Source organism: Mycobacterium sp. KBS0706 (assembly GCF_005938675.2).
Taxonomy (GTDB): Bacteria; Pseudomonadota; Alphaproteobacteria; order DSM-16000; family Inquilinaceae; genus Inquilinus.
Genome location: NZ_VCCH02000073.1, coordinates 1 through 22,130, shown reverse-complemented (window position 1 = coordinate 22,130; position 22,130 = coordinate 1). Strand labels below are relative to the sequence as shown.

The following is a 22,130-nucleotide window of genomic DNA, read 5'->3' as shown; positions in this document are numbered from 1 at the left end:
CCGGGGCAAGCGGATCGAGCGGAGGACAGGATGGATGAGGCGGAGATCCTGAGGCGCTTCGACGCCGAGCTGCGGCGGGCCCCGGTGCAGGCCGATCCGGCCTACCGGGTCGAGCAGCTGCCCGACGTCACGCGGATCGTCGGCCCCGGGCCGGGGGCGCATGACAACTTCGTGCAGTGGAGCGCGCTCGACGCCGCCTCGGCCGATGCGGCGATCGCGCGCGAGGCCGCGTTCTTCGCCGGCCAGGGCCGGTCGGTCGAATGGAAGCTGTACGGCCACGACGCGCCGGCCGATCTCGGCCGGCGTCTGCAGGCCGCCGGCTTCGTGCCGGAGGAGCCGGAGACGCTGGTGGCGCTCGACCTCGACGGCGCGCTGCCGCCGCCGGTCGATCCGGAGGGCGTGACGGTCGAGCGGGTGGTCGACCCGGTGCGGTTCGGCGCCATCGACGACCTGATGGCCGCGGTCTACGGCGCCGACGAGGACTGGCGGTCGGAGGTGCTGGGGGCGGAACTGGCGGCGGCGCCGGACCGGCTGTCGGTGTACCTCGCCATGGCCGACGGCCATTGCGTCTCGGCCGGCTGGATCCGGTTCCACCCCGGCACCGGCTTCGCCGATCTGTGGGGCGGCGCCACCCGGCCGCATTGGCGCGGCCGCGGCATCTACCGCGCCCTGGTGGCCAAGCGCGCTGCCGAGGCGAAGCAGCGGGGCTTCCGCTTCCTCACCGTCGACGCCTCCTCCGAAAGCCGGCCGATCCTGCAACGGCTCGGCTTCCGGGTGCTGACGACGACGACGCCTTACGTGCGGGAAGCGTAGGCCAGAGGCCTCACCCCCGCCCGATGAAGGGCATGTTCGTCGCCATCACGGTGACGAACTGGACATTGGCGTCGAGCGGCAGGCCCGCCATCATCAGCACGGTGCTGGCGACATGGGCTGCATCCATCAGCGGCTCCGGCTTGATCGAGCCGTCGGCCTGGGGCACGCCCTTGGCCATCTTCGAGGCCATGTCGGTGGCGGCATTGCCGATATCGACCTGGCCGCAGGCGATATTGTACTTGCGCCCGTCCAGCGAGGTCGACCGGGTCAGGCCGGTGATGGCGTGCTTGGTCGCGGTGTATGGGGCGGAGTTCGGCCGCGGCACATGCGCCGAGATCGAGCCGTTGTTGATGATCCGGCCGCCCTGCGGGTCCTGGTCCTTCATGATCCGGAACGCCTCCTGGGTGCACAGGAACGGGCCGGTCAGGTTGGTGTCGACCACCGCCTTCCACTGCTCGAAAGTCAGCTCCTCCAGCGGCACGCCCGGGGCGCTGACGCCGGCATTGTTGAACAGCACGTCGAGGCGGCCGAAGCGGGCCTTGGCGGCGTCGAAGAGGGCGCGGACACTCTTCGGGTCGGTGACGTCGGTCGGCACCGCCAGGGCCTGGTCCGACGGAGCGCCCGACAGCTGGATCGTCTCCGCCAGCGCGTCCTGCCGGCGGCCGGCCAGCACCACCTTGTAGTCATCCTTGAGGAAGGCCAGGGTCACCGCGCGGCCGACGCCCGACCCGGCCCCCGTCACCATCGCCACCTTGCTCGTCATCTGCGTCTCTCCCGTATCGATCGCCGGGGTCGGCCCCGTGTCCGGACGGACCCTAGCGGTTATGTCCGACGTAGTCAGCCGGAATGCTGCCCACTACCTCACGGCCCGGCGGCCATGGCCGCTGACCTCGGTGCCGGCGTCGCGGCGCAGCGGCAGGTAGTCGAGCAGCGAGATCAGCGCCACCACGCCCAGCAGGGCGAAGGCGATCTGATACTCGGCGATGATCGAGCCGCCGGCCAGCCCCGAGGCCTCGGCCGCCCGCAGCGCGATCGCCCCCAGCGCCACGCCCAGCCCGACCGAGATCTGCTGGATCACGCTGAACAGGGTGTTGGCGGCGCTCATCTCCGGCTTCGGCACATCGACGAAGGCCAGGGTGTTCAGGCTGGTGAACTGCATCGACCGGGCGGCGCCGCTGACCACCAGCAGCGCCGCGGTCAGGGCCGCCGGGGTCGACGGCGTCAGCAGGGCGCAGGCGAACAAGGTCGCCGCCAGCACCGCGCCGTTGATCAGGAGGGCGGTGCGGAAGCCGAAGCTGCGCAGCACCCAGCTGGTCATCGGCTTCATGCCGAGATTGCCGGCGAACAGCGCCAGCACCAGCAGGCCGGAGCTGACCGGGTCCAGCCCGAAGCCGAGCTGGAACATCAGCGGCAGCAGGAAGGGCACGGCGCTGACCACAGCCCGGAACAGCGACCCGCCGCGCACGGTGACGCGGAAGGTGTGGATCGCCAGCGCCGCCAGCCCGACCAGCGGGTGCGGGTGGCGCCGGGCGTGGCGCACCGCCCAGGCGCCCAGCAGCAGGGCGGCGGCCAGCAGCAGCCCCACCGTCGCCCAGGGGACCTGCTCGTGCCCGATCAAGTCCAGCCCCAGCATCAGCGCCAGGCAGGCGACGCCGGACAGGACGAAGCCGAGCCCGTCGAAGGGCCGGCGCTCGTCACTGCGGTCGTTCGGGATCAGCCGCAGCGCCAGCACCAGGGCGATGGCGCCGAGCGGCAGGTTGAGCAGAAAGATCCAGCGCCAGGAGGCGATGCTGGTGATCAGCCCGCCCACCGGCGGGCCCAGCACCGGCGCCGCCAGTGCGGGCCAGGTGATATAGGCGATCGCCCGCATCAAATCCTGCTTGGCGGTGTTGCGCAGCACCACCAGCCGGCCGACCGGCACCATCATGGCGCCGCCGATGCCCTGCAGGATGCGCGCGGCGGTGAAGCTCCACAGGCTGTCGCTGGCGGCGCACAGGGCCGAGGCCAGGGTGAAGACGACGATCGCGGCGGCGAAGACCGAGCGGGCACCGAACCGGTCGGCGACCCAGCCGCTGGCCGGGATGAACACGGCCAGGGTCAGCAGATAGGCCGACAGCCCGACATTCAGGTCGACCGCCCGGACGCCGAAGGAGGCCGCCATGTCCGGCAGCGCCGTGACGATCACGGTGGCGTCCAGGTTCTCCATGAAGAAGGCGCCGGCGACCAGCAGCGCGATCAGCACGGGTTGGCGCGGGGACGAGGTCATGGGCCGGCCGGATCGTGGGGCCCGCGCGGCGGCGGGCAGCTTGATCCCGGATAGCACGGCCCCGTCAGGCAAATGCATGCACAGACGGCATGGGCGGGGCTCAGCCCGCGGCGGCCTGCATCATAGTGTGATTGGAAGCGGCCTGGATCGAAGATCGGGGATGCCGTAATTTAAGGCCCATATTCATGTTAATTCTTGAAAGCAGTATTCATGAACTGGATTTTGGCGTCCCTGCTGGGACTGGTCCTGGCCGTATGTTCGGCCTGTGGTCCCGAAGATGCCCTCCTGGGTGGCGGACGGGTGACCGCGGCGGGCGCGAACGAGCTGCTGCCCGAGCAGGTGGAGACGGTCAGCGAGCTGGATCTGCTGGCCATGGTCGCTCCGGACAACCCAAGGGTGCTCCAGTATCGTGCGACCGGCGTCGCGCCCGAGGCCGACACGGCTGCAGTCAGTCTGGAACTGCACCGGGCATTGGCCACGTTCAACGGGGATTCGAACAGGGTGGCGATGATCCAGGATCGCCTGGTGTTCGCCTCTGATCAGAAGTGCAATCTGTTTCTCAAATACCTGTCCCGCATCCAAAGCTACAATAAAACGACATTCAAATGGCTTTCGATTCTGTCGGGCGGAGCTGGTGCGCTGATCGCCAGTGCCGATCTGTCGAGGATATTCTCGGGAGCCGCGGGCATGAGCGCCGGCCTCGGTGCGGCCATCGAGGACAATTTCTTCTCCAATATCGCGACATCGGTCATCGGGCCGGCGATCGTGCGGGCTCGCCTCGAATACTACAATGTCATATTGGATAAGCGGAAGGCGCCGAACGGTGCCTATAGCCTGGGCGAGGCCATCACGGACGCCGTCCGGTACCACGGGCTCTGCACCTTGGACACCGGGATCGCCGAGGCGGCCCGAGCCGTTCAGACCACCGCCCAGGTCAGAGGCGGGTTGACGACCCGCCAAGCGCAATCCGCCGCGGAGGCGCCGGCCTCCCTTGCCGCCACGGTGCGAAAGTAGACGGCGCGTCAGACCGCCGCCTGCAACTCCGTCATGTCGTCGGCCTGGTCGGCGACCGAGGCCAGCACGCTCTTGACCACGAAGATCTGGCCCAGCTTGCGGGCCACCATCTCCCATTCCGGGCAGGCGTCGCGGCGGACGGCGATGGTCACGCGCATCTCCTCGCCCTGGCGCTCGGCCGAGACGCGCTCGGGCACGACATCGCGCAGGCAGAAATGCTCGAGCAGGCGGGGCAGCAGGTTGGTGTCGGCCATGCCGACCACGTGAAAGAGGACCTGCGCGTCGTCGCGGGTCATGGTCATCGTCTTCTCCGGGGAATGCGAACAGCAACGGCGAAGACCCCGGGGGAGCCGGCGTGGCCGGCCCGGGGCCTAGTGGCTAATTCGCAGGGAGTGCGTGGTGACCATGCCCCATGGTTAACCGCTCGGGATCGGATTGGCAAGCCTATGGCCTTGACCCGTCCTGGCCTCCGCGCAAGCCTGCGCTGCATTCGGCAGGAGGAAGGCATGGTCGATCCGGCTTCGGAGCCGCTGGCGGGACGGCGGGCGCTGGTGACGGGGGCCAGCCGCGGCATCGGCGAGGCGCTGGCCCTCGGCCTGGCCGCGGCCGGCGCCGACATCGCCCTGGCCGGCCGCGACCGCGCGGCCCTGGACCGGGTGGCCGAGGCGGTGCGGCAGCGGGGACGCCAGGCCGTGCCGGTCGTGCTCGACGTCGCCGACACCGGCGGCATCGACCGCGTCTTCGCCACCGCCGCGGCGGCGCTGGGCGGGCTCGACATCCTGGTCAACAACGCCGGGGTGGAGGAGGTGCGGCCCTCGCTCGCGGTCGACGAGGCGCTGTGGGACCGGATCGTCGACACCAACCTCAAGGGCGCCTTCTTCTGCGCCCGTGCCGCGGCGCTGCTGATGAAGCCGCGCGGCCGCGGCGCCATCCTCAACCTGTGCTCGCTGACCTCCGAAGTCGGGGTGCCGGGCGCCGTGCCCTACGGCGCCTCGAAGACAGGCCTGGTCGGCATGACCCGGGCGCTGGCGACGGAATGGGCGAAGGACGGCATCCGGGTCAACGGCATCGGCCCCGGCTATTTCCGCACCGCTTTGACCGAGGTGTTCTACCGCGACGAGGCCTGGCAGCAGCGCATGCTTGCCGCCATCCCGGCCGGCCGCTTCGGCCGGATGGACGACCTGGTCGGCCCCGCCGTGTTCCTGTGCTCCGACGCCGCCGCCTATGTCACCGGGCAGGTGCTGTATGTCGATGGCGGGTATCTGGCTTCGATCTAGCCGGGCTGGCTGCTGCTCTTGCGTCATCGCGAGCCCCGAAGGGGCGCGGCGATCCAGGGGGCTGTGCCGCTGGATCGCTTCGCCTTCGGCTCGCGATGACGATACTGTTGGAAGCGAGACTTCCTATGGAGGCTTGGTGTGATCCGCACAAAGCTCTTCACCAGCAGGCACGGCCAAGTGGTGCGCTTGCCAAAAGCCGTCGCCTTCCCCGAGGGCACGGACGAGGTCGAGATTCTCACGATCGCGGAGAGCCGCTTGGTCACACCGGTTGGCAAGCGCTGGGACGATTTCTTCTCGCGTGCGCCTCGGGCTTCGGAGGGCTTCATGGAGGTGCGAGCGCAGCCGAAGGCGGAACAGCGCGAGCCACTCTGACAACGCTATGTCTGTCCCTTGTGAAACTCCGCCGTCACCTCGATTGCGCCGATGATGGCGGCGTTGAAGGCCGGCAGGTCCTCGGCCGGGATCCAGTATTCGAGGTGGCTGCGGCCGCCGACCTCCTGCACCTGGTAGCGGTCCAGGAAGTCGCGCCGCACCCGGAAGCGGGTGACATAGCCCGAGCCGCCGGCCGGCACGTTCCAGTCGCGCGCGATCTTGACGGCGTACTCTTCCGATAGGACCGGGTAGAAGATCGGCTGCTCCGGCAGGCGGGGCGGGAAGGCGCGCATGCCGGCCTCCCGGATCAGGCGCAGCTCCTCCGGCCCGACCGGGCGCCACAGCGTGACGGTCTCGGCCATGTTCAGCCCCGTTTCAGCAACCCGTCCCGCACCTCGGACACCGCGCGGGCATGGCCGTCGAAGCCTTCATAGGTCGCCAGCGTCCGCGCCTGCCCGGCCAGCGCCGGATAGCCGGCGGCGCTGACATAGCCGATCGAGGTCCGCTTCAAGAAGTCGAACACCGAGAGCGGCGAGGCGGTGCGGGCGTGGCCGCCGGTCGGCAGCACCGCATTCGGGCCCAGCACGAAATTGCCGATCGTCACCGGCGTGTAGGGCCCGAGCAGGATCTCGCCGGCATGGTCGATCCGCGCCGCGTCGGCGAAGGCATCGCGCGACAGGATCTGCAGATGCTCCGGCGCGTAGTCGTTGACGAAGCCGATCGCCGCATCCCAGTCCGGCGCCAGCACGATGCCGCCGCGCGGCCCGGTCAGCACGGTGCGGGAGAAGCCGGCGCGGCCGGCGCTCATCGCCGCCCAATGCCCCGGCAGGGCGGCCGCCGCCTGCTCCGCCACCCGGCGGCTGTCGGTGACGAGATAAGCCGAGCTGTCCGGCCCGTGCTCGGATTCGATGATCAGGTCCAGCGCCGCCAGCGCGCCGTCGACGCTGTCATCGGCCAGGATGATGGATTCGCTCGGTCCCGCCGGGGTGCCGGTGTCGATCGCGTCGGCCAGCAGGCGCTTGGCGGCGACGACATAGGGGCTGCCGGGGCCGACGATCTTGTCGCATCTCGGGATCGTCGCCGTGCCGTAGGCCACCGCCGCCACGCCCTGGGCGCCGCCGGCGGCGAAGACCTGCGTCACCCCGACCCGTTTCGCCACCGCCAGCGTCGCGGTGTCGACCTGCCCGTCCGGGCCGGGCGGGGTGATGATCACCACGTTCGGCACCTTCGCCGCCAGCGCCGGGATCGTCGTCATCATCGCGACGGAGGGGAAGGCGCCCTTGCCGCGCGGCACATAGCAGGCGACCGACGGGATCGGCCGGATGCGGTCGCCGGCGAAGACGCCGGGGCGCACCTCCTTCCACCACATCTCCTCCGGCAGCTGCGCCTCGTGGAACCGGCGGATGCTGTCGGCGGCGAAGTCGATCGCGGCCATCACCTCGGGCTCCAGCAGGCCCGGCGCGGCATCCAGCGCATCCTGGCTGATGCGCAGGCCGTCGGCCGAGACCGTCGCCTTGTCGAAGTCGCGGGTGAAGCGGGCCACGGCCTCGTCACCCTCGGCCTTGACCGCCGCCACGATCGGCCGGACGGCGTCGAGGAAGGGGCCGAGATCGGCCTCGGTCCGGGCCAGCAGCGCATGGCGGCCGGCGGCGGACAGCGTCGACAGGTCGTGGATTCGGATGGCGTCGCTCATGGCCTTGTCCCGCGAGTGCGAAAATACGTCTGACTTATACGGAGCGTCGATTGACTCCGCGAGCCGCCACCTTATGAATTGTCGCTCCGAAAAAACAGCGCGGCCGGCGGCAACGGCCGTGCCCTCAGCAGGGGAATGGCGATGGCACATCATGGCGGGACGATGGTTCTGGCGGCCGCGATCATGGCGGCGGGACTGGCCTGGGCCGGGCCAGCGGCGGCGCAATCGGTGCCGGCGAAGCCGGAGGCCGGCGGCTTCAAGATGGGCATCGAGCCCTGGCTCGGCTACGGGCTGTGGCATGTCGCGGCCGACAAGAAGCTGTTCGAGGCCCAGGGCCTGTCCGATGTCGAGATCGTCAACTTCACCCAGGACAAGGACGTCAACGCCGCATTGGCCAGCGGCCAGCTGGACGGCGCCAACATCGCCACCCACACGGCCCTGGTGATGGCGGCGGCCGGGCTGCCGATCAAGATCGTCGCCGTGCTCGACGTCAGCATGACCGCCGACGCCATCCTGGCCGGGCCGGACGTCAAGGGCATCGCCGACCTCAAGGGCAAGGAGGTGGCTTATGAGGAGGGCACCACCAGCCACATCCTGCTGAACTATGCCCTGGCGGCCAACGGCCTGACGCTGGCCGACGTCAAGTCGGTGCCGATGCCGGCCTCGGATGCCGGCGCGGCGCTGATCGCCAAGCGGGTGCCCGTGGCGGTGACCTATGAGCCCTACCTGACCCTGGCGCGGGCGCAGGATCCGGCGGTCAGGCTGCTGTACACCGCGGCGGAGGATCCGGGCCTGGTCTCCGACGTCTTCGTGGTGCGCGAGGAGGTGCTGAAAGAGAAGCCGGGCCAGATCGCGGCGCTGCTGCGCGCCTGGCAGGCGGCGCATGACGACTACGCCAAGGACACGGCGGGCGGCCGCGCCATCATCGCCAAGGCGGTGGGCGCGTCGCCGGAAGAGCTTTCGACCGCCTTCGACGGCGTGACCTTCTACTCCCTACCGGACAACAAGACCCAGCTGACCGGCGCCTTCGCCCAGCACGTCATCCTCGACGTCAAGAAGGCGGCCCAGGCCGCGGGGCTGCTGCAGGGCGATGTCGACGCCGCCGCGCTGATCGACCCGCGCTTCGTCGCCGCCGTGACGCAGTGATCCTGAACGCATGACCGCCGGCCGGCCGCGCCTCTTCCGCCTCGACACCAGGCTGACGCCGGCGCGCTTCGCCGGCATCGCCGCGCTGGTCTTCCTCGGCCTCCTGCTGCTGTGGGCGGCGGTGACGCTGACGGGGCTGGTGCGGCCGCTGTTCCTGCCCTCGCCGGTGCAGGTGGCGAACCGGCTGTGGCTGCTGGCGCAGTCCGGCCAACTGTGGGACGACGCGGCGATCAGCATCTACCGCATCCTGGTCGGCTTCCTGCTGGCGACGGTGGTCGCGGTGCCGATCGGCGTGCTGATCGGCCGCTACCATGTGTGGGAGGCGCTGGTCGAGCCGGTGGTGGACTTCGTCCGCTACATGCCGGTGGTGGCCTTCGTGCCGCTGACCATCCTGTGGACCGGCACCGGCGACTTGCAGAAGTTCCTGATCATATGGATCGGCACCTTCTTCCAGCAGGTCCTGCTGATCATGGACAACGTCAAGCGCGTGCCCTGGGACTTCATCGATGTCGGCCGCACGCTGGAGATGAAGCCGCGCCGGATCCTGATGTCGATCGTGATCCCCGCGGCGCTGCCCGGGATCTGGGATTCGATGCGGATCAGCCTGGGCTGGGCCTGGACCTGGCTGGTGCTGGCCGAGCTGGTGGCCGCCACCTCCGGCCTCGGCTACCGCATCAACACGGCGCAGCGCTTCTTCCAGACCGACACGATCATCGGCTACATCCTGGTGCTCGGCGTGCTCGGCCTGGTCACCGACCAGGGCATGAAGGCGCTGGCGCACCGCCTGTTTCCCTATGAGCGGGCGCGGCGATGACGGCGCGGCTTGAGGTCCGGTCCCTGTCCAAAAGCTTCGTGCAGAAGCAGGACCGGCTGCAGGTGCTGCAGGGCATCGATCTGACGCTGGGCGAGAACGAGTTCGTGTCGCTGGTCGGCGCCTCGGGCTGCGGCAAGTCCACCCTGCTGTCGATCGTCGCCGGGCTGCAGGAGTTCGACCAGGGCGCGGTGCTGGTCGACGGCCGGCCGATCGCCGGGCCGGGACGCGACCGCGGCGTGGTGTTCCAGAGCTACACGCTGATGCCGTGGCTGACGGCGCTGGGCAATGTCGAGTTCGCCCTGCGCGGCCTCGGGCTGCCGGCGGCGCAGGTGAAGCAGACGGCGCGCGAGCACCTGGCGCTGGTCGGGCTGGCCCGCTTCGCCGATGCCTGGCCCAGCCAGCTGTCCGGCGGCATGAAGCAGCGCGTCGCCATCGCCCGGGCGCTGTGCTACCGGCCCAAGATCCTGCTGATGGACGAGCCGTTCGGCGCGCTCGACGCCCTGACCCGGCAGCAGATGCAGGAGTTGCTGACCGATATCTGGGAGGCGCACCGCCTGGCGGTGCTGTTCGTGACCCATGATGTCGACGAGGCGGTCTACCTGTCCGACCGGGTGGCGGTGATGTCCAGCCGGCCGGGCCGGATCAAGGAGATCGTGCCGGTGCCGCTGCCGCGCCCGCGGGCGCCGGAGATCGCGGAGACCGACGACTTCATCCGCCTGCGCCACCGCATCCTCGGCTCGATCCGCGAGGAGGTGCGGCGGATGGCGGAGGCGGACGCTTAGCCTGTTTCAGTGCAGGGTGATGCCGGTGTCGATGGTCCGCACCGGCGCGACGCCGGCCTCGGCGCCGACGCGCATATTGGCGCTGGCCCGCTCGAGCATCGGCGTGACGACCTCGGCTTCGACGGCGGCGGCGATCATCTGCCCGGTCAGGAAGGCGAGGGCGCCGATCAGCGCGCCGCTGACCGCCTGCGGGTCGCCGCCCGCCTCGGCGGCATAATCCTCCGACCGCTCGCCGATCAGCGCGAGAAGGTCGTTGTGGATCTGCTGGGTCAGGGGGCCGATCGTGTCCATCTGCATCCTCCGCGGCGGCGCTCCGGGGCAGGGGCCGTTCTGTGTTGGTATGGCATCAATAGCGGCCGGGCAGCGCCGGTTCCGGCCCGGGCTGCGGCATTCGCGCCGGGAACCGTAGGAAATTCGGGAGTGTTGCCGCTTCGTTCGGACGGCCGCGGGCGCTATGCTGGTGCGAATCCCGACGTGCCGCGGCTGGCGAGCCCGAGGCGCGCCGGACATTGAAGGCCATGGGGCCGCGGGGAGGGCCATGTTCAGCCACATCACGGTGGGCACCAACGACATCGATCGGGCCAAGCAGTTCTATGACAAGGTGCTGGCGGCGATCGGCCTGCGCTGCCAGCTCGACGACCGCGTCGCCGGCTGGCTGTGCTATGTGCCGGAGGGCGACAGCGGCCCGGAATTCCTGATCTGCCGCCCGATCGACGGCGGCAAGGCGACCTTCGGCAACGGCGTCACTATCGGCTTCAACGTGCGCGACCGGGCCCAGGTCGACACCTTCCACCAGGCGGCCCTGGCCGCGGGCGGCGTGGATGAGGGCGCGCCCGGCACCCGGCCGCACTACCATCCCAGCTACTACGGCGCCTATGTGCGCGACCCGGACGGCAACAAGCTGTGCTGCGTCTGCCACCGATCGGACGCGCCGGGGCTGTTTCCGTAGGCTGACCGCGCCGATCTCACCTCTCCGTCATGGCGAGCGAAGCGTGGCCATCCAGTCCCGCAGCCGGAGCAGGCCTGGCAATCCTGGATGGCCACGCCCCTGCGGGGCTCGCCATGACGAAAGGGCGTCAGGCCGACTGTTCGGTGATCGAATCGACCCGGTTGGGGTAGAAGGCGACGTGGTCTTTGATTTCGGCGACGGCGTCGTAGGGCCTCTCGTAGGTCCAGACCGCGTTCACTGTCCGCTCGCCGCCCGCCGGGATGCTGTAATAGGCGGCGTCGCCCTTGTAGGGGCAGTAGGAGGCGTGGTCGGTGCGCTGCAGCGCCGCCATGTCCACGTCCCTTCGCGGGATGTACTGCACCGCGGGGTAGCTCGCCTCGCGCAGCGTCAGCGCGTTGCGGCTGTCGGCGACGACCTTGCCGGCCACCGTGACCACGATCCGGCCCGGGTTCGGCGTGACCGTGATCGGATGGTCGGGTCCGGGGATCTTCCTCGGCTTTTCGCTCATGGCGCATGGCCCTGATGTGTGCTGGACCTTCGATGTGGGGTCCGGGCCGCTTCAGGGGAAGGGTTAAAATTTGCCGTGGCGGAGATAGGCCTCCTGCGGCGAGGTGCCGTCCAGGATCGCGTTGCGCACCAAGTTCTCCTGCCGCATCACCGCCTCGACCTTCGCCACCGTCTCCTCGGCCAGGGCCGCGGGGATGACGACGATGCCGTCGATGTCGGCCACCACCCAGTCGCCGGTGGCGATCCGCACCTGGCCGATGGTGATCGGCTCGCCATAAGCCTCCGGCACCCAGGCGGCGACGATGTCGCGCGGCGTGCGAAAGCGGGCGAAGACCGGGAAGCCCAGCTTGCGGATGAATGCATTGTCGCGCGACCCGCCATCGACGATGTAGCCGCGCACGCCGCGCGACTGCAGCGCCTCGGCCGACAGCTCGCCCATCAGCGCCCGCACATCGTCCTGCGGCTGGCAGATCGCGACATGGTCCTTCGGCACCACGGTCAGCAGCTCGGTCCAGGCCAAGAGGCTCTGATGCGCGTCGACGGTGTCGTCCGGCCGGCCGCGGATGGTGAAGACGCGACCGCAGACGCTGGTGTCCGGGTCGACCGCCAGGATCGTCCGCGGCAGCACGCAATTGGCATGGCCCAGGTCGCGCAGCACGTCGTAGACGGCGCCGGAATAGCAGGCCTCCAGCCGGGCGGTCAGGTCGGTCATGTTCGGTCCTCCCGTCGCGTCGATGGCGCCGGCCATAACAAGGCCGTCAGGCAGAAGGTGCAGACGATAGCAAACAGCACCAGCCCGACGCGACTGGCGAAACTGTCCGGCGTGCTGGCGGGAAGCGGCAAGACGCCCAGGCCGAACAGGATCAGGAAGGTGGTGAGCGCGCCGGCATAGACCTTTCCGGCCCGGGGATCCGTCGCCGCCCGACCGCCGAAGACCAGCGCGACAAAGAAGACCGTGAGAAAGAGGAACGGCACGGTCGGCCGCAGCTCGATGAAGGCGAAGGCAAAGGAGGCGACGACCCCGCCGAGGAGATTGACGACCATCAGCCCGAGGGCGGCGCGGCCGCTGCTGGCCAGATCGAGCTGGTTCAGCAGCGAGGCCACGGTGATCGGCACCACGATGGCGGTGGAGAAGCGGCTGTCGGTCAGGCACAGGACGACCATGGCCAGCAGGATCGCCGTGTTGGCCAAGGCCTGGTGGACGGCGTGGTCGACGCCGGACGGAACGGCTCGCCCAGCGGCATGGCCGCCGGGATCCGGGAACACCGCATGGCCGAGCCAGGCGAGGACGACACCCCCCAGCGCCCCTTTGAACAGAATAAGGATGATGCTCTCGCCCAGATCCTTCTGCAGGATGCCCAGCATCGGCACCATCACGGCAATGACGATGACGAGGAAGGGCGCCGCCCCACCTCGGCCCCGTGCCTGCAGAAGGAAGCAGGTGCAATAGACCAGTCCGAGCAGGGCAAGCAGCACGACCGGCCGGTCGCCGAAAGCACCGGTCAGCCAGACCATCACCTTGCCGACGGCGAGGATCAGCGCGATCAGGCCGATCGCCTGTTTCAGGCCGAGCGGCCGCGGGCTGACAAAGAGGAACTGCACTGCGAACATCGGGCCGAGGAAGGGCACGGCCTCGCCATTCGCGACTCCCAGCGTGAGGCCGACGGCCGCCGCGGTCGCGATCCGGAGGCCCTGTCGCTTGGCCCGCAGGTCCGGGCGGACGGGGATGGGCGATGCGGCCTCAACTGACATAGGTCAGCACCGCGATCAGCCGGATCCAGGCGCGGCCGATGGCGTTCATCGCGCGGTTTTCGCCGGTGTAGACCACCACATTGACCTGCGAGCCGTAGCGGATGCCGAGCGGCGGCTTGTCCTTGAAGACCAGGCGCACGGGAAAACGTTGCGGCTCGCGCACCCAGCCGCTCTGGTTGCGGATCTCCGGCAGGCCGGTGGCGGGGTCGACGCTGCTCTGCGAAACGCCCCAGCCGACACTCTCGACCTGCATGGTGAAGATCCTGCCGGGCAGGAAATCCAGCACCACTTCCGCCTGGTTGCCCGGCTTGAGGTATTCGAGGCTGTTCTCCTTGTAGGCAGCCGTCACCCAGATCGTGCCGGCGTCGATGAAGGTCAGCGCCGCCTGGCCGGTGCCGACCACCTGGCCGACGCCGAGCTGGAGATTTGTGACGACCCCGTCGGAGGGGGCGAGGACCGTCGTGTGCAGCAGGTCGAGCCGGGCCCGCTCGAGCGCCGCCAGGGCTTCCTTGAGCTGCGGATTGTCGGCGCCCTGCGGCCCGAGCTCCTCGCGCGCCTTGGCGAGATCGGCCTCCGCGCCGGTGACGGTCGCTTCCGAGACGCCCAGGGCCGCATTGGCCTCGTCGAGCCTGGCGCGGGCATAGACGCCGCGTTCGACCAGGCTCCTGGCGCGCTCGACCTGCGCCCGCACATTCTCGCGATCGGCCACCGCCTTCACCAGCTCGGCCTGGGCGGATTCCACGGCCTGGGTCGAGGCGCCAATGGTCTGGCCGATGCGTTCGAGGCGTGCTTCCGCCTCTGCGACGGCGATCTCGTAGGGCTGTGGATCGATCCGGAACAGCACCTGTCCGGCGGCCACGCGGGCGTTGTCCGAGACACCGACTTCAAGGACCCGGCCCGTGACCTCGGACGCCATGCGGACCACATAGGCCTGAATGATGGCCTGCGAGGAGGAGGGCGTCAGCCGCTCCATCGCCACCGACAGTGCGAACAGCAGGACGGTGATCACGACGACGACGAGCGCCGTGCGCCGCAGGGGGTTTTGCCGGCCGCTCAGCACTTTCTCTTCGCTCATGCTGCCGCCCGCACACTTTCAAGCTTCAGGCCCGGCCGCTGGCACCTTGCCCCGTCGGCACCGGAAAGCGCGTTGCAGGATCACGGATCCGCGGCGATTGAGCCAATTTGACGATCAAGTTACGGCATCGATCCGCACGCAATTTTGCTCCAGAGCAAAGTCGTCGGAAATCCTGCGCCCTAAACTTGCCTGGCCGGCCATTGGCCAACCTGAGGATGACGCGCTCGACGGCAGCCAGGCGGATGACGGGACGACCCTTTCGCTTGGGTGAAGAGGACGCAGACAATGAACCCGGACGGGCCGACCTCTGATAACCCGCCTTCGCGCTCGACCCTGCTGGATGCTGCGCTTCGCCTCGGGCTGCTGGCCTTGCTGATCTTCGCCTGCGGCCGAATCATATTGCCCTTTGCCGGCATCCTGCTCTGGTCGGTGATCCTGGCGGTGTTGCTGTACCCGCTGCATGCACGCCTGGTCGTCTGGCTCGGCAATCGCTGGTCGGCGCTGCTGGTCGGGCTGGTCGGGGTGGTGGTGATGCTGGTTCCGATGTTCGCGGTGGTGACCTGGCTTGCGTCTTCCCTGTACGCACTTGCCTTGGGCTTGCAGGATCAGAGCCTGACCGCGCCGCCCGCGCCACCCGGGCTCGCCGACATCCCGCTGGTCGGCCACAAGCTGACGGATGCCTGGACGCTCGCCGCCAGCAACCTGCCGGCGGCGCTGGCCGAATACCGCGAGGTATTGAGCGGATTTGGAGCATGGCTGGTGTCGTTCGCCGGTGGCCTGGCCGCCAGCGAACTGTCGTTCGCCCTCTCTTTCGCGATCGCTGCTGTGATCGTCGCCTATGGCGAGACTGCCGCCGAATTCGCTCATCGCCTGCTGGAGCATGTCACCGGCAGCAGGGCGCGCGGGAGCCGGCTGGTTGCGCTGACCGCCGCGACGATCCGCGGCGTGGCGCTGGGTATTGTCGGCGTCGCGGTGATCCAGTCGCTGCTCATCGGGGTCGGCTTCTTCGCCATCGGCCTTTCGGCAGCCGGCATATTGACGCTGGGGACGCTTTTGCTGGGTATCGTGCAGGTGCCGGCGACGCTGCTGACGCTGCCTGTCATAGCCTATGTCCTCGCGACCGAAGCGACGACGCCGGCGATCATCTTTTCGGTGTGGACCCTCGTCGCCGGGCTCAGCGACAACGTCCTCAAGCCATTGTTGCTCGGCCGCAGACTGGATGTGCCGATGCCGGTCATCCTGGTCGGCGTCATCGGCGGCATGATTGCCGACGGCCTTCTCGGCCTGTTTGTCGGGCCCGTGCTGCTGGCCGTCGGCTACGTTCTGTTCGTCGAGTGGCTGCGCCAGCCCCCGGTTGAAGGCCGGCCGTAGAGATCCGAGCAGCCCGATACACCCCCTGTCAAAAAGGAAAGGGAACGGCTACGCCGCCACCGGCGGCAGCCAGCCCTGGGCTTCGCGCCAGTCCTCCGGCAGGCCGGCGAAGCGGTCGAGGCGCATCGTCGACAGGTCGGCGAAGCTGCAGGCGCCGTCGACGATCAGGTCGCGGATTGCGTGGCCGCTGGCCGGCGACAGGCCGAAGCCGACGCTCGACATCGTCGCGACGATGGCGTTGTCGAAGCCCGGCATCCAGTCGATCACCGCGCGCCCGTCGGGCGTGTTCTCGATCACGCCCGACCAGCTGCGGATCATCCGCACATGGGCGGCCTTGGGGAACAGCTCCATCAGCCGCCGGCCGATGTTGCGCAGCAGCGGGCTGGACGGCTTCGGCGGCGTCTTCAGGTCGACCGGCGGCAGCCATTCATGCGGGCCGCCGCCATAGACCAGGTTGCCGCGCAGCGTCTGCCGCCCGTACAGGCCGTTGCCGTCGACCCCGCTCATCGGCATCGCCGGCAGCGGCTCGGTGACGATCATCTCGGCCCGGCCGGAGGCGACGGGCAGGTCGACGCCCAGCATCTCGGCCAACAGGCCGGTCTGCGGCCCGGCGGCGATCAGCACATGGTCACAGCCGAAATCGCCGCGATCGGTGCGCACCCTGGTCACCTTGCCGCCTGCGGTGTCGAAGCCGGTCACGGTGCAATGCTGCAGGATGCGGCCGCCCAGGTCCTGCAGCGCCCAGGCATAGGCTTGGCTGGTGCGCTGCGGGTTGGCATGGCCGCCATATTTCAGCAGGTAGCCGCGCTCGACCGTGTCGCCGGCCAGCGGCGCCAGCTCGCGGATCTGCTTGCCGTCCAGGGTGTCGTAGTGGAAGCCCTGCTTCTCGCCCATCCGGACCCAGCCGAGCATGAACTCGACGTCGGATTCGTGCAGGACGATCTTCAGCCGGTGCTTCTGGTGCTCGGTCGGATAGCCCAGCAACTCGTCCATCTGCGGCCACAGCCGCTGCTCCTCCGGGAACAGCGGACTTTGAGGATGGGTGCAGCCGCCGCCATTGCGGCCCGAGGCCTCCCAGCCGATGATGCCCTTCTCCAGCACCAGCACGTCGATACCGCCGCGCGCCAGCCACCATGCCGTGCTCAAGCCCGTGACGCCGCCGCCGATGATGACGACCGAGGCGCCGTTCTTCGTCTCTGCCATGATCCGCCCTCCGCCTCAGCCTTTCTTCTCAGCGCCGGTGGGGATGTCCCACCACGGCACCCACTGGCTCTCGATGCCGAACCAGGAATCCCATTCCTGCCGCACCACCGCGGCCTCGTCCTGCGGCCACAGCACCTTCAGCGGCAGCGGCCGCACCGGCGGGCGATAGCTGGCCAGCGGCACCTGGCCGACATCGACATGGGACGACAGGGCCAGCAGCATCGCCACCTGCTCGCGGCAGCGGCGGCCCTGGCACAGCCCCATGCCGGCGCGGGTCAGGCGCTTGACCTGGTCCTGGTTGACCGGACCGTCCTCGAGCAGCGTGGTCAGCGACCGCGTGGCCATCTTGTTCGACACGCGCTCGAGATAGCGCGGCGGGCTGATGTCCAGGAGCTCGCCTCGGCTGACCTCCTCGCACTGGCACACCAGCACGTCGAGCCCGCCGGTGTTGAGCAGCGCCTTCAGCCAGGTCATGCGGTGGTCGCCGCCGCCCTTGACCGGCTGCGCCAGCCCGGCGCGGGCGGCGGTCACGTCGCCTTCGGCCACCTGGCCCAGCGACGCCGCCGCGGCGATCGCCGCCACCCGGCCCTCCTGCCGCGCCACGGCGGGGTCGACCGATTTGGCCGCATGGATGCCGGCGCAGTCGCCGACCGCATAGGCGAAGGGCAGGGCGGTGCGGCCGTCGGCCTCGGTCACCGGCACATGGCCGCCGCGGTCCGGGTCGTGCACCAGCTTCGCGTCCAGCGCCGCCAGCAGCTCGATGTTCGGCACCGTGCCGATGCCGAGCGCGACGGTGTCGCAGGCGATGTCGCGCTCGCTGCCCGGCACCGGCGACAGGCCGCCATCGACCCGCACCAGCGTCGCGGTGGTGACGCCCTCGACATTGCCCGACGCCACCTTGATCACATGGCCGGTCAGCACCGGCACGCCGTGGGCCCCGACTGCCTCGACCAGCTCGGCGGGGCCGACCGGCTGCTCCGCCACCTCGACCAGCCCGGCGACCTCCAGCCCGCGGCCCAGCGCGGTCAGGGCCAGGTCCAGCGCCTCGGCGCCGGTGCCCAGGATCAAGAGGCGCCGGCCGGCGAAGGCGTCGTAGCCGGCAATCAGCCGGTGTGCCGCGGTCACGCCCATCACCCCGGGCAGGTCCCAACCCGGGAAGGACATGCCCAGGTCGCGCCGGCCGGCGGCCACCACGACGCGGTCGAAGCCGACCAGCCAGGACCGGTCGGTGTCGGCCAGGCCGGCGACGGGGCCCGGCATCCACTGCACCCCGGGGGCGTTGGCGAACAGGCCCCAGACCGTGGTCTGCAGCAGCACCTCGACGCCCTTGTCGAACAGCTCCACCAACTCCGGCTGGGCTTCGAGGAACGTCTCCAGCAGCCGGCCGGGCGTGTTCACCGCGGCGGTGGCGCGGCCGCCGAAATGCAGCGGGACATCCATGCCGACCAGGGCGCCGTCGACCGGGTTCTCGTCGACCAGGAGCACCTCCAGCCCGCGCTCCGCCGCCTCGGCCGCCGCGGCGATGCCGGCCGGGCCGGCGCCGATGACGAGAAGCTGGACATGGCGTTCGACCTCCGGGGTCTTCCCGGCGACCGATTTCGGGTCGATCGGTGGATGGGACATGGCTGGCTTCTTCTCCGACGCGGCGTCCGGTCCCCTCTTGCCTTGCAGGATATCGCCATACAGGGTGGGGCCGGCATCTGGCTGGTGACGCAAGGCTACCGCCGGCACCGATCGAGGACGGACGCATTGGCGACAGCGAAGAACAGCAAAGCGACGGCGGAGGCGGGAAACGGGCGCCGGACGCTGAGCCGCGAGGACTGGATCCGCGCCGCGCTGAAGGTGCTGGAGAAGGGCGGCGTCGCCAGCGTCAAGGTCGACCGGCTGGCGACGACGCTGAAGGTGACGCGCGGCAGCTTCTACTTCCACTTCAAGGGCCTGAAGGACCTGCTGGCGGCGCTCTTGGCGGAATGGCGCCGCCGCAACTGCGCGCCCTTCGAGGCGCTGGAGGGCCGCACCGACCTCGAGGGCACGGCCCTGTTCCGCGCCTTCCGCAACGTCTGGGTCGACGAGGACCCGTTCAGCCCGGCGCTGGACATGGCGGTGCGCGATTGGGGCCGCGCCTCGAAGGAGGTGGCGCGGGCGGTGCAGGGCGCCGACGACCACCGCATGGGTCTGCTGCGCCGCGCCTTCGACCAGATGGGCTATGACGGCGACGAGGCGCTGATCCGCACCCGGGTCAGCTATTTCCACCAGATCGGCTACTACGCCATGGCCTTCCGCGAGCCGCGGCCGGAGCGGCTGCGCTACCTGACGATCTATGACGACGTGCTGACGGGACGACCGGGGAGATAGGGATGCTGACGATCTGGGGCCGGCGCAACGCCTTCAACGTGCAGAAGGTGATGTGGCTGGGTGGGCGAGCTTGGCCTGCCGCATGAGCACATACCGGCCGGCGGACCCGGCCGAGCGGTCGCTGTCCGACCGCTGGATGGACTGGTCGCTGGCGACGCTGCAACGCGACTTCATGGACCTGTTCTGGGGCCATTGGCGGACGCCGGAGGCCGAGCGCAACCGCGAGCTTGTGGCCCGCAGGCAGGAGGCCTGCGCGGGCCACTTCCGGCTGCTCGACGAGCATCTGGCCGGCCGGCACTTCCTGGCGGGCGACAACTTCGGCCTGGCCGACATCCCGGCCGGCACCGTGCTGTACCGCTATTTCGGCATGGGGCTGGAGACGCCGGCCGTGCCGCATGTCCGCGCCTGGTACGCCCGCCTGGCCGAGCGGCCGGCCTATCGCCAGCATGTGATGATGCCGTTCGACGACATGTACGGCCGGCTGGCGTATTAGTCCGCCTGCGGTCCCAGGAACGCGGCGATCTCCGCGATCAGCGCGTCTCGGCCGCGCTCGGGGCGGTCGAGATGCACGTAATGGGTGGCGCCGGGCAGGGTCAGGCTCCGCACGCCGTCGGACCGCGTTGCGTCATGGGCGAAGGCGGCCATGTCCTCCGGCCGGCTCCAGAAATCATGCTCGGAGCGGATCAGCAGGACGGGCGCGGTGATCGAGCCGGCGTCGAACAGCCGGCGCCCGTTCGCCTGCAGGAAGCTGTCCTCGGTGGCGCCGGCCGGGGCGCGGAAGGCCGGGGAATCGCGCCTGTCCGAGGCCGGGTCGCTGGCCAGCGCCGCCCGGGCATAGGCCTCGGCGACGGCCGGAGCGCGCCAGCTGGCCTTGTCCTCGGCCGGGATGGTGCGGTCCCAGGACGGGAACAGCGCCGCCGCCGTGCTCAGCGTGTAGCCGCCGACTGTCGGGCTCAGCCGGTCCGGGCGGTCGGGATCGGCGGCGGGAGAGCCGGGGCCCAGCGTCGGATGCTGGTCGGCGCCGCCATAGAGCGCGTTCAGCACGACCAGATGGCCGACCCGCCCGGGCCAGAGCGAGGCGTACCAGGCCGACCACATGCCGCCGGTGGCCCAGCCGACCAGGGCGACTCTGTCCGAGCCGGTGCGCTGCGCCGCCGCGCGGGCCACCGCATCGATGTCGCGCACCACCTCATGGCCGCGGGACAGCGGCCGGCTCTCGGCCGCCGGCCGGTCCATCGCCGCCGGCCGGTCGGAGCCGCCATAGCCGCGCGCATCCATGACGTAGACAACGCGGCCCAGCCGCTCGGCCAGATCCGCGGCCAGCGAGCCGCCGGGCACGTCGAGGTCGAAGGAGGCGATCCCGGGCACCCGGGCGCCATGGACCAGGATGATCGGCTCCCCCGTGGCGCCGGCGCGGGGCCGGACCTCGCGGATGCGGATGCCGATGCCGTCCGCGGTCGTGGCCCGCAGCTCCTCGCGGACCAGATCGGGGGCCGCTTCCGCCGGAGCCGCGGCGAGGGCAGTGACAAGGACGGCGGCGCGGGATGCGCGCAGGACGGACACGGTTTCCTCCGGGCTGGTGGGCTCCGGTCCTCTTTGGCGATCCGCGTCTGATCGATCAAATATCGCTTCTACTCGGTTTGATACGTCTCCGGTATCAGCGGGAGCTCGTCCCCTCCGGTCGGAGCCGGCTGCACGGTCAGCAGGTTGGCGTCGCGGGTCAGCAGCCAGCGTCCGTCCGGCTGCTTCTTCAGGATGGTCAGGGTCCAGCCCGCGCGCCGCACCGGCTGGCCGACCGGCGGGATCATGGTGATGTCGAGATGGCTGCGCAGCCAGGCCCAGTCGCCCAGCACCTGCAACTCGCGGATCTCGCCGCGGCCGTCGATGCGGAACTCCGACTGGCCGGCCGAAGCGGCGGCGAAGGCCTCTTTGCCGAAGGGCTCGTGGCCGGGGACCATGAAGACGACGTCGTCCGACATCAGGCTCAGGACGGTCGCCGTGTCGCCGGCCTTGCTGGCCGCCATCCAGGTGTCGACCAGGTCGCGGATCGCGCGCTCGTCATCCGACATCGCAGGCCTCTCCGGGTTGCGGGGACGGAGTCAGTCTAGACCGATGCGGCCGCACGGCCAGCCCTCAGACCCGCCGGGCCCGGAACTCGGCCAGCAGGCGCCAGTCGCGCTCGCCGTCGGGCGACCGCTCGGCCCGCCAGACGAAGGCATCCGGCGTGATCTCGCGGAAGCTCCAGCGGGAGGCGGCGCCGTCATCGGTCCGGCCGAGTTGCACGATGTCGCGGCCCTCGGCCCGGCCGATCTGGCGGGTGTAGAGCTGCTTCAGCGGGTCGTGCCACAGGATGTGCCAGGCGTCGATCCCAGGGTCGTAGATCCTGATGGTGGTGCCGAAGAAGGCGCCGGGCAGGATCCAGACATCCTGGATGGCGCGGCCCTGCAGCGCCCAGCCGAAATGGATCTCGCCGTGGCCGGGCGTGGCGGTGCCGTCCTCGGCGAACAGACGGGTCTCCATCTCCCAGTCGCCGATCAGCCAGCCATAGAGGGCCATCTTCCCGGCCCGATCCGGCGCCGGGCCCTCGGCGAACAGGGCCGCCTGCAGGGATGGGTAGGTGGGCATGGCAAGGACTCCGGCGGTATCGGGGAGGCCTGCATTACCCTCCGTCGGGCGGCGGCCGCTTGGAAAAAATTGCGGTCCCGGGCCTGCCCGGTGCGAAGTCCGCCGGACCAGCTTCG

The 22,130-nt window shown here is 70.0% G+C and carries 26 protein-coding genes; 11 read left to right on the top strand and 15 right to left on the bottom strand.

What is annotated here, in order from left to right; translation table 11 throughout:
- Positions 1–30: 30 nt before the first annotated feature.
- Positions 31–813 (top strand): GNAT family N-acetyltransferase, encoded by a 783-nt coding sequence (locus FFK22_RS30125; RefSeq protein WP_138891654.1) that lies wholly within the window; start codon positions 31–33, stop codon positions 811–813.
- A 10-nt stretch (positions 814–823) separates the two neighbouring features.
- On the opposite strand, the gene FFK22_RS30120 is transcribed toward FFK22_RS30125, so the two are convergent.
- Both FFK22_RS30120 and FFK22_RS30115 read right to left on the bottom strand, forming a co-directional pair.
- Positions 824–1,576, bottom strand: a complete 753-nt coding sequence (locus FFK22_RS30120) for an SDR family oxidoreductase (protein ID WP_138891653.1) — start codon at positions 1,574–1,576, stop codon at positions 824–826.
- Between the two features lie 93 nt (positions 1,577–1,669).
- Positions 1,670–3,079, bottom strand: coding sequence for an MFS transporter (locus FFK22_RS30115; protein WP_138891652.1), 1,410 nt, complete (start codon positions 3,077–3,079; stop codon positions 1,670–1,672).
- Positions 3,080–3,289: 210 nt separating this feature from the next.
- On the opposite strand from FFK22_RS30115, the gene FFK22_RS30110 reads away from it, so the two are divergent.
- Positions 3,290–4,093, top strand: coding sequence for a hypothetical protein (locus FFK22_RS30110; protein ID WP_138891651.1), 804 nt, complete (start codon positions 3,290–3,292; stop codon positions 4,091–4,093).
- 8 nt (positions 4,094–4,101) lie between these two features.
- Here the strand turns inward: FFK22_RS30110 and FFK22_RS30105 are convergent, their stop codons facing one another.
- Positions 4,102–4,395, bottom strand: coding sequence for a hypothetical protein (locus FFK22_RS30105; protein WP_138891650.1), 294 nt, complete (start codon positions 4,393–4,395; stop codon positions 4,102–4,104).
- Positions 4,396–4,599: 204 nt separating this feature from the next.
- Between FFK22_RS30105 and FFK22_RS30100 the strand changes: the two genes are divergently transcribed.
- Positions 4,600–5,370, top strand: coding sequence for an SDR family NAD(P)-dependent oxidoreductase (locus FFK22_RS30100; RefSeq protein ID WP_138891649.1), 771 nt, complete (start codon positions 4,600–4,602; stop codon positions 5,368–5,370).
- A gap of 138 nt (positions 5,371–5,508) precedes the next feature.
- Positions 5,509–5,742 (top strand): type II toxin-antitoxin system VapB family antitoxin, encoded by a 234-nt coding sequence (gene vapB / locus FFK22_RS30095; RefSeq protein ID WP_138891648.1) that lies wholly within the window; start codon positions 5,509–5,511, stop codon positions 5,740–5,742.
- Positions 5,743–5,747: 5 nt separating this feature from the next.
- On the opposite strand, the gene FFK22_RS30090 is transcribed toward vapB, so the two are convergent.
- Both FFK22_RS30090 and hisD read right to left on the bottom strand, forming a co-directional pair.
- Positions 5,748–6,104, bottom strand: a complete 357-nt coding sequence (locus FFK22_RS30090) for an ADP-ribosylation/crystallin J1 (RefSeq protein ID WP_138891647.1) — start codon at positions 6,102–6,104, stop codon at positions 5,748–5,750.
- A 2-nt stretch (positions 6,105–6,106) separates the two neighbouring features.
- On the bottom strand, positions 6,107–7,435 hold the full coding sequence (hisD, locus tag FFK22_RS30085) for a histidinol dehydrogenase (RefSeq protein WP_138891646.1): 1,329 nt from the start codon (positions 7,433–7,435) through the stop codon (positions 6,107–6,109).
- Positions 7,436–7,576: 141 nt separating this feature from the next.
- Here hisD and FFK22_RS30080 point away from each other — a divergent pair, with 141 nt between their 5' ends.
- Genes FFK22_RS30080 through FFK22_RS30070 form a run of 3 tightly spaced genes read left to right on the top strand, consistent with a single transcriptional unit; the run spans position 7,577 to position 10,177 of the window.
- The gene (locus FFK22_RS30080) at positions 7,577–8,581 is read left to right on the top strand and encodes an ABC transporter substrate-binding protein (protein ID WP_221938967.1); all 1,005 of its coding nucleotides are present in this window, start codon (positions 7,577–7,579) and stop codon (positions 8,579–8,581) included.
- 10 nt (positions 8,582–8,591) lie between these two features.
- Positions 8,592–9,395, top strand: a complete 804-nt coding sequence (locus FFK22_RS30075; RefSeq protein ID WP_138891644.1) for an ABC transporter permease — start codon at positions 8,592–8,594, stop codon at positions 9,393–9,395.
- Positions 9,392–10,177 (top strand): ABC transporter ATP-binding protein, encoded by a 786-nt coding sequence (locus FFK22_RS30070; protein WP_138891643.1) that lies wholly within the window; start codon positions 9,392–9,394, stop codon positions 10,175–10,177. Before FFK22_RS30075 ends, FFK22_RS30070 begins: the two co-directional genes overlap by 4 nt.
- 6 nt (positions 10,178–10,183) lie before the next feature.
- Here the strand turns inward: FFK22_RS30070 and FFK22_RS30065 are convergent, their stop codons facing one another.
- Positions 10,184–10,468, bottom strand: coding sequence for a hypothetical protein (locus tag FFK22_RS30065; RefSeq protein ID WP_138891642.1), 285 nt, complete (start codon positions 10,466–10,468; stop codon positions 10,184–10,186).
- 247 nt (positions 10,469–10,715) lie between these two features.
- Between FFK22_RS30065 and FFK22_RS30060 the strand changes: the two genes are divergently transcribed.
- The gene (locus FFK22_RS30060; protein ID WP_138891641.1) at positions 10,716–11,126 is read left to right on the top strand and encodes a VOC family protein; all 411 of its coding nucleotides are present in this window, start codon (positions 10,716–10,718) and stop codon (positions 11,124–11,126) included.
- A 127-nt stretch (positions 11,127–11,253) separates the two neighbouring features.
- Here FFK22_RS30060 and FFK22_RS30055 read toward each other — a convergent pair whose 3' ends face one another.
- The 4 genes from FFK22_RS30055 to FFK22_RS30040 form a co-directional block, all read right to left on the bottom strand.
- Positions 11,254–11,634, bottom strand: coding sequence for a DUF427 domain-containing protein (locus tag FFK22_RS30055; protein ID WP_138891640.1), 381 nt, complete (start codon positions 11,632–11,634; stop codon positions 11,254–11,256).
- Positions 11,635–11,697: 63 nt separating this feature from the next.
- Entirely contained in the window at positions 11,698–12,345 is a 648-nt protein-coding gene (locus FFK22_RS30050; RefSeq protein ID WP_138891639.1) for an RraA family protein, read from the bottom strand.
- On the bottom strand, positions 12,342–13,385 hold the full coding sequence (locus tag FFK22_RS30045) for a DUF2955 domain-containing protein (protein ID WP_138891638.1): 1,044 nt from the start codon (positions 13,383–13,385) through the stop codon (positions 12,342–12,344). The genes FFK22_RS30050 and FFK22_RS30045 overlap by 4 nt, the downstream gene beginning before the upstream one ends.
- Entirely contained in the window at positions 13,375–14,460 is a 1,086-nt protein-coding gene (locus FFK22_RS30040; RefSeq protein WP_138891637.1) for an HlyD family secretion protein, read from the bottom strand. Before FFK22_RS30040 ends, FFK22_RS30045 begins: the two co-directional genes overlap by 11 nt.
- Before the next feature lie 285 nt (positions 14,461–14,745).
- On the opposite strand from FFK22_RS30040, the gene FFK22_RS30035 reads away from it, so the two are divergent.
- Positions 14,746–15,831 carry an AI-2E family transporter gene (locus tag FFK22_RS30035; RefSeq protein ID WP_138891636.1) on the top strand — a complete coding sequence of 362 codons (1,086 nt, stop codon included), beginning with the start codon at positions 14,746–14,748 and terminating at the stop codon, positions 15,829–15,831.
- 48 nt (positions 15,832–15,879) lie between these two features.
- Here the strand turns inward: FFK22_RS30035 and FFK22_RS30030 are convergent, their stop codons facing one another.
- Together FFK22_RS30030 and FFK22_RS30025 are read right to left on the bottom strand one after the other, a co-directional pair.
- On the bottom strand, positions 15,880–17,034 hold the full coding sequence (locus tag FFK22_RS30030; RefSeq protein WP_138891635.1) for an FAD-binding oxidoreductase: 1,155 nt from the start codon (positions 17,032–17,034) through the stop codon (positions 15,880–15,882).
- Positions 17,035–17,049: 15 nt separating this feature from the next.
- Positions 17,050–18,657, bottom strand: coding sequence for an FAD-dependent oxidoreductase (locus FFK22_RS30025; protein ID WP_138891634.1), 1,608 nt, complete (start codon positions 18,655–18,657; stop codon positions 17,050–17,052).
- Between the two features lie 126 nt (positions 18,658–18,783).
- Here FFK22_RS30025 and FFK22_RS30020 point away from each other — a divergent pair, with 126 nt between their 5' ends.
- Together FFK22_RS30020 and FFK22_RS30015 are read left to right on the top strand one after the other, a co-directional pair.
- Positions 18,784–19,389, top strand: coding sequence for a TetR/AcrR family transcriptional regulator (locus FFK22_RS30020; protein ID WP_221938966.1), 606 nt, complete (start codon positions 18,784–18,786; stop codon positions 19,387–19,389).
- An 82-nt stretch (positions 19,390–19,471) separates the two neighbouring features.
- Complete coding sequence (locus FFK22_RS30015) at positions 19,472–19,882, top strand: glutathione binding-like protein (RefSeq protein ID WP_221938965.1); 411 nt, start codon at positions 19,472–19,474, stop codon at positions 19,880–19,882.
- On the opposite strand, the gene FFK22_RS30010 is transcribed toward FFK22_RS30015, so the two are convergent.
- The 3 genes from FFK22_RS30010 to FFK22_RS30000 all read right to left on the bottom strand — a co-directional run bounded on the left by FFK22_RS30010 (position 19,879) and on the right by FFK22_RS30000 (position 22,014).
- Positions 19,879–20,952, bottom strand: a complete 1,074-nt coding sequence (locus FFK22_RS30010; RefSeq protein WP_306770193.1) for an alpha/beta fold hydrolase — start codon at positions 20,950–20,952, stop codon at positions 19,879–19,881. The two genes, FFK22_RS30015 and FFK22_RS30010, sit on opposite strands and share 4 nt — an antisense overlap.
- Positions 20,953–21,020: 68 nt before the next feature.
- On the bottom strand, positions 21,021–21,458 hold the full coding sequence (locus tag FFK22_RS30005; RefSeq protein WP_138891632.1) for an SgcJ/EcaC family oxidoreductase: 438 nt from the start codon (positions 21,456–21,458) through the stop codon (positions 21,021–21,023).
- 64 nt (positions 21,459–21,522) lie between these two features.
- Positions 21,523–22,014 (bottom strand): hypothetical protein, encoded by a 492-nt coding sequence (locus tag FFK22_RS30000; protein WP_138891631.1) that lies wholly within the window; start codon positions 22,012–22,014, stop codon positions 21,523–21,525.
- Positions 22,015–22,130 lie beyond the last annotated feature (116 nt).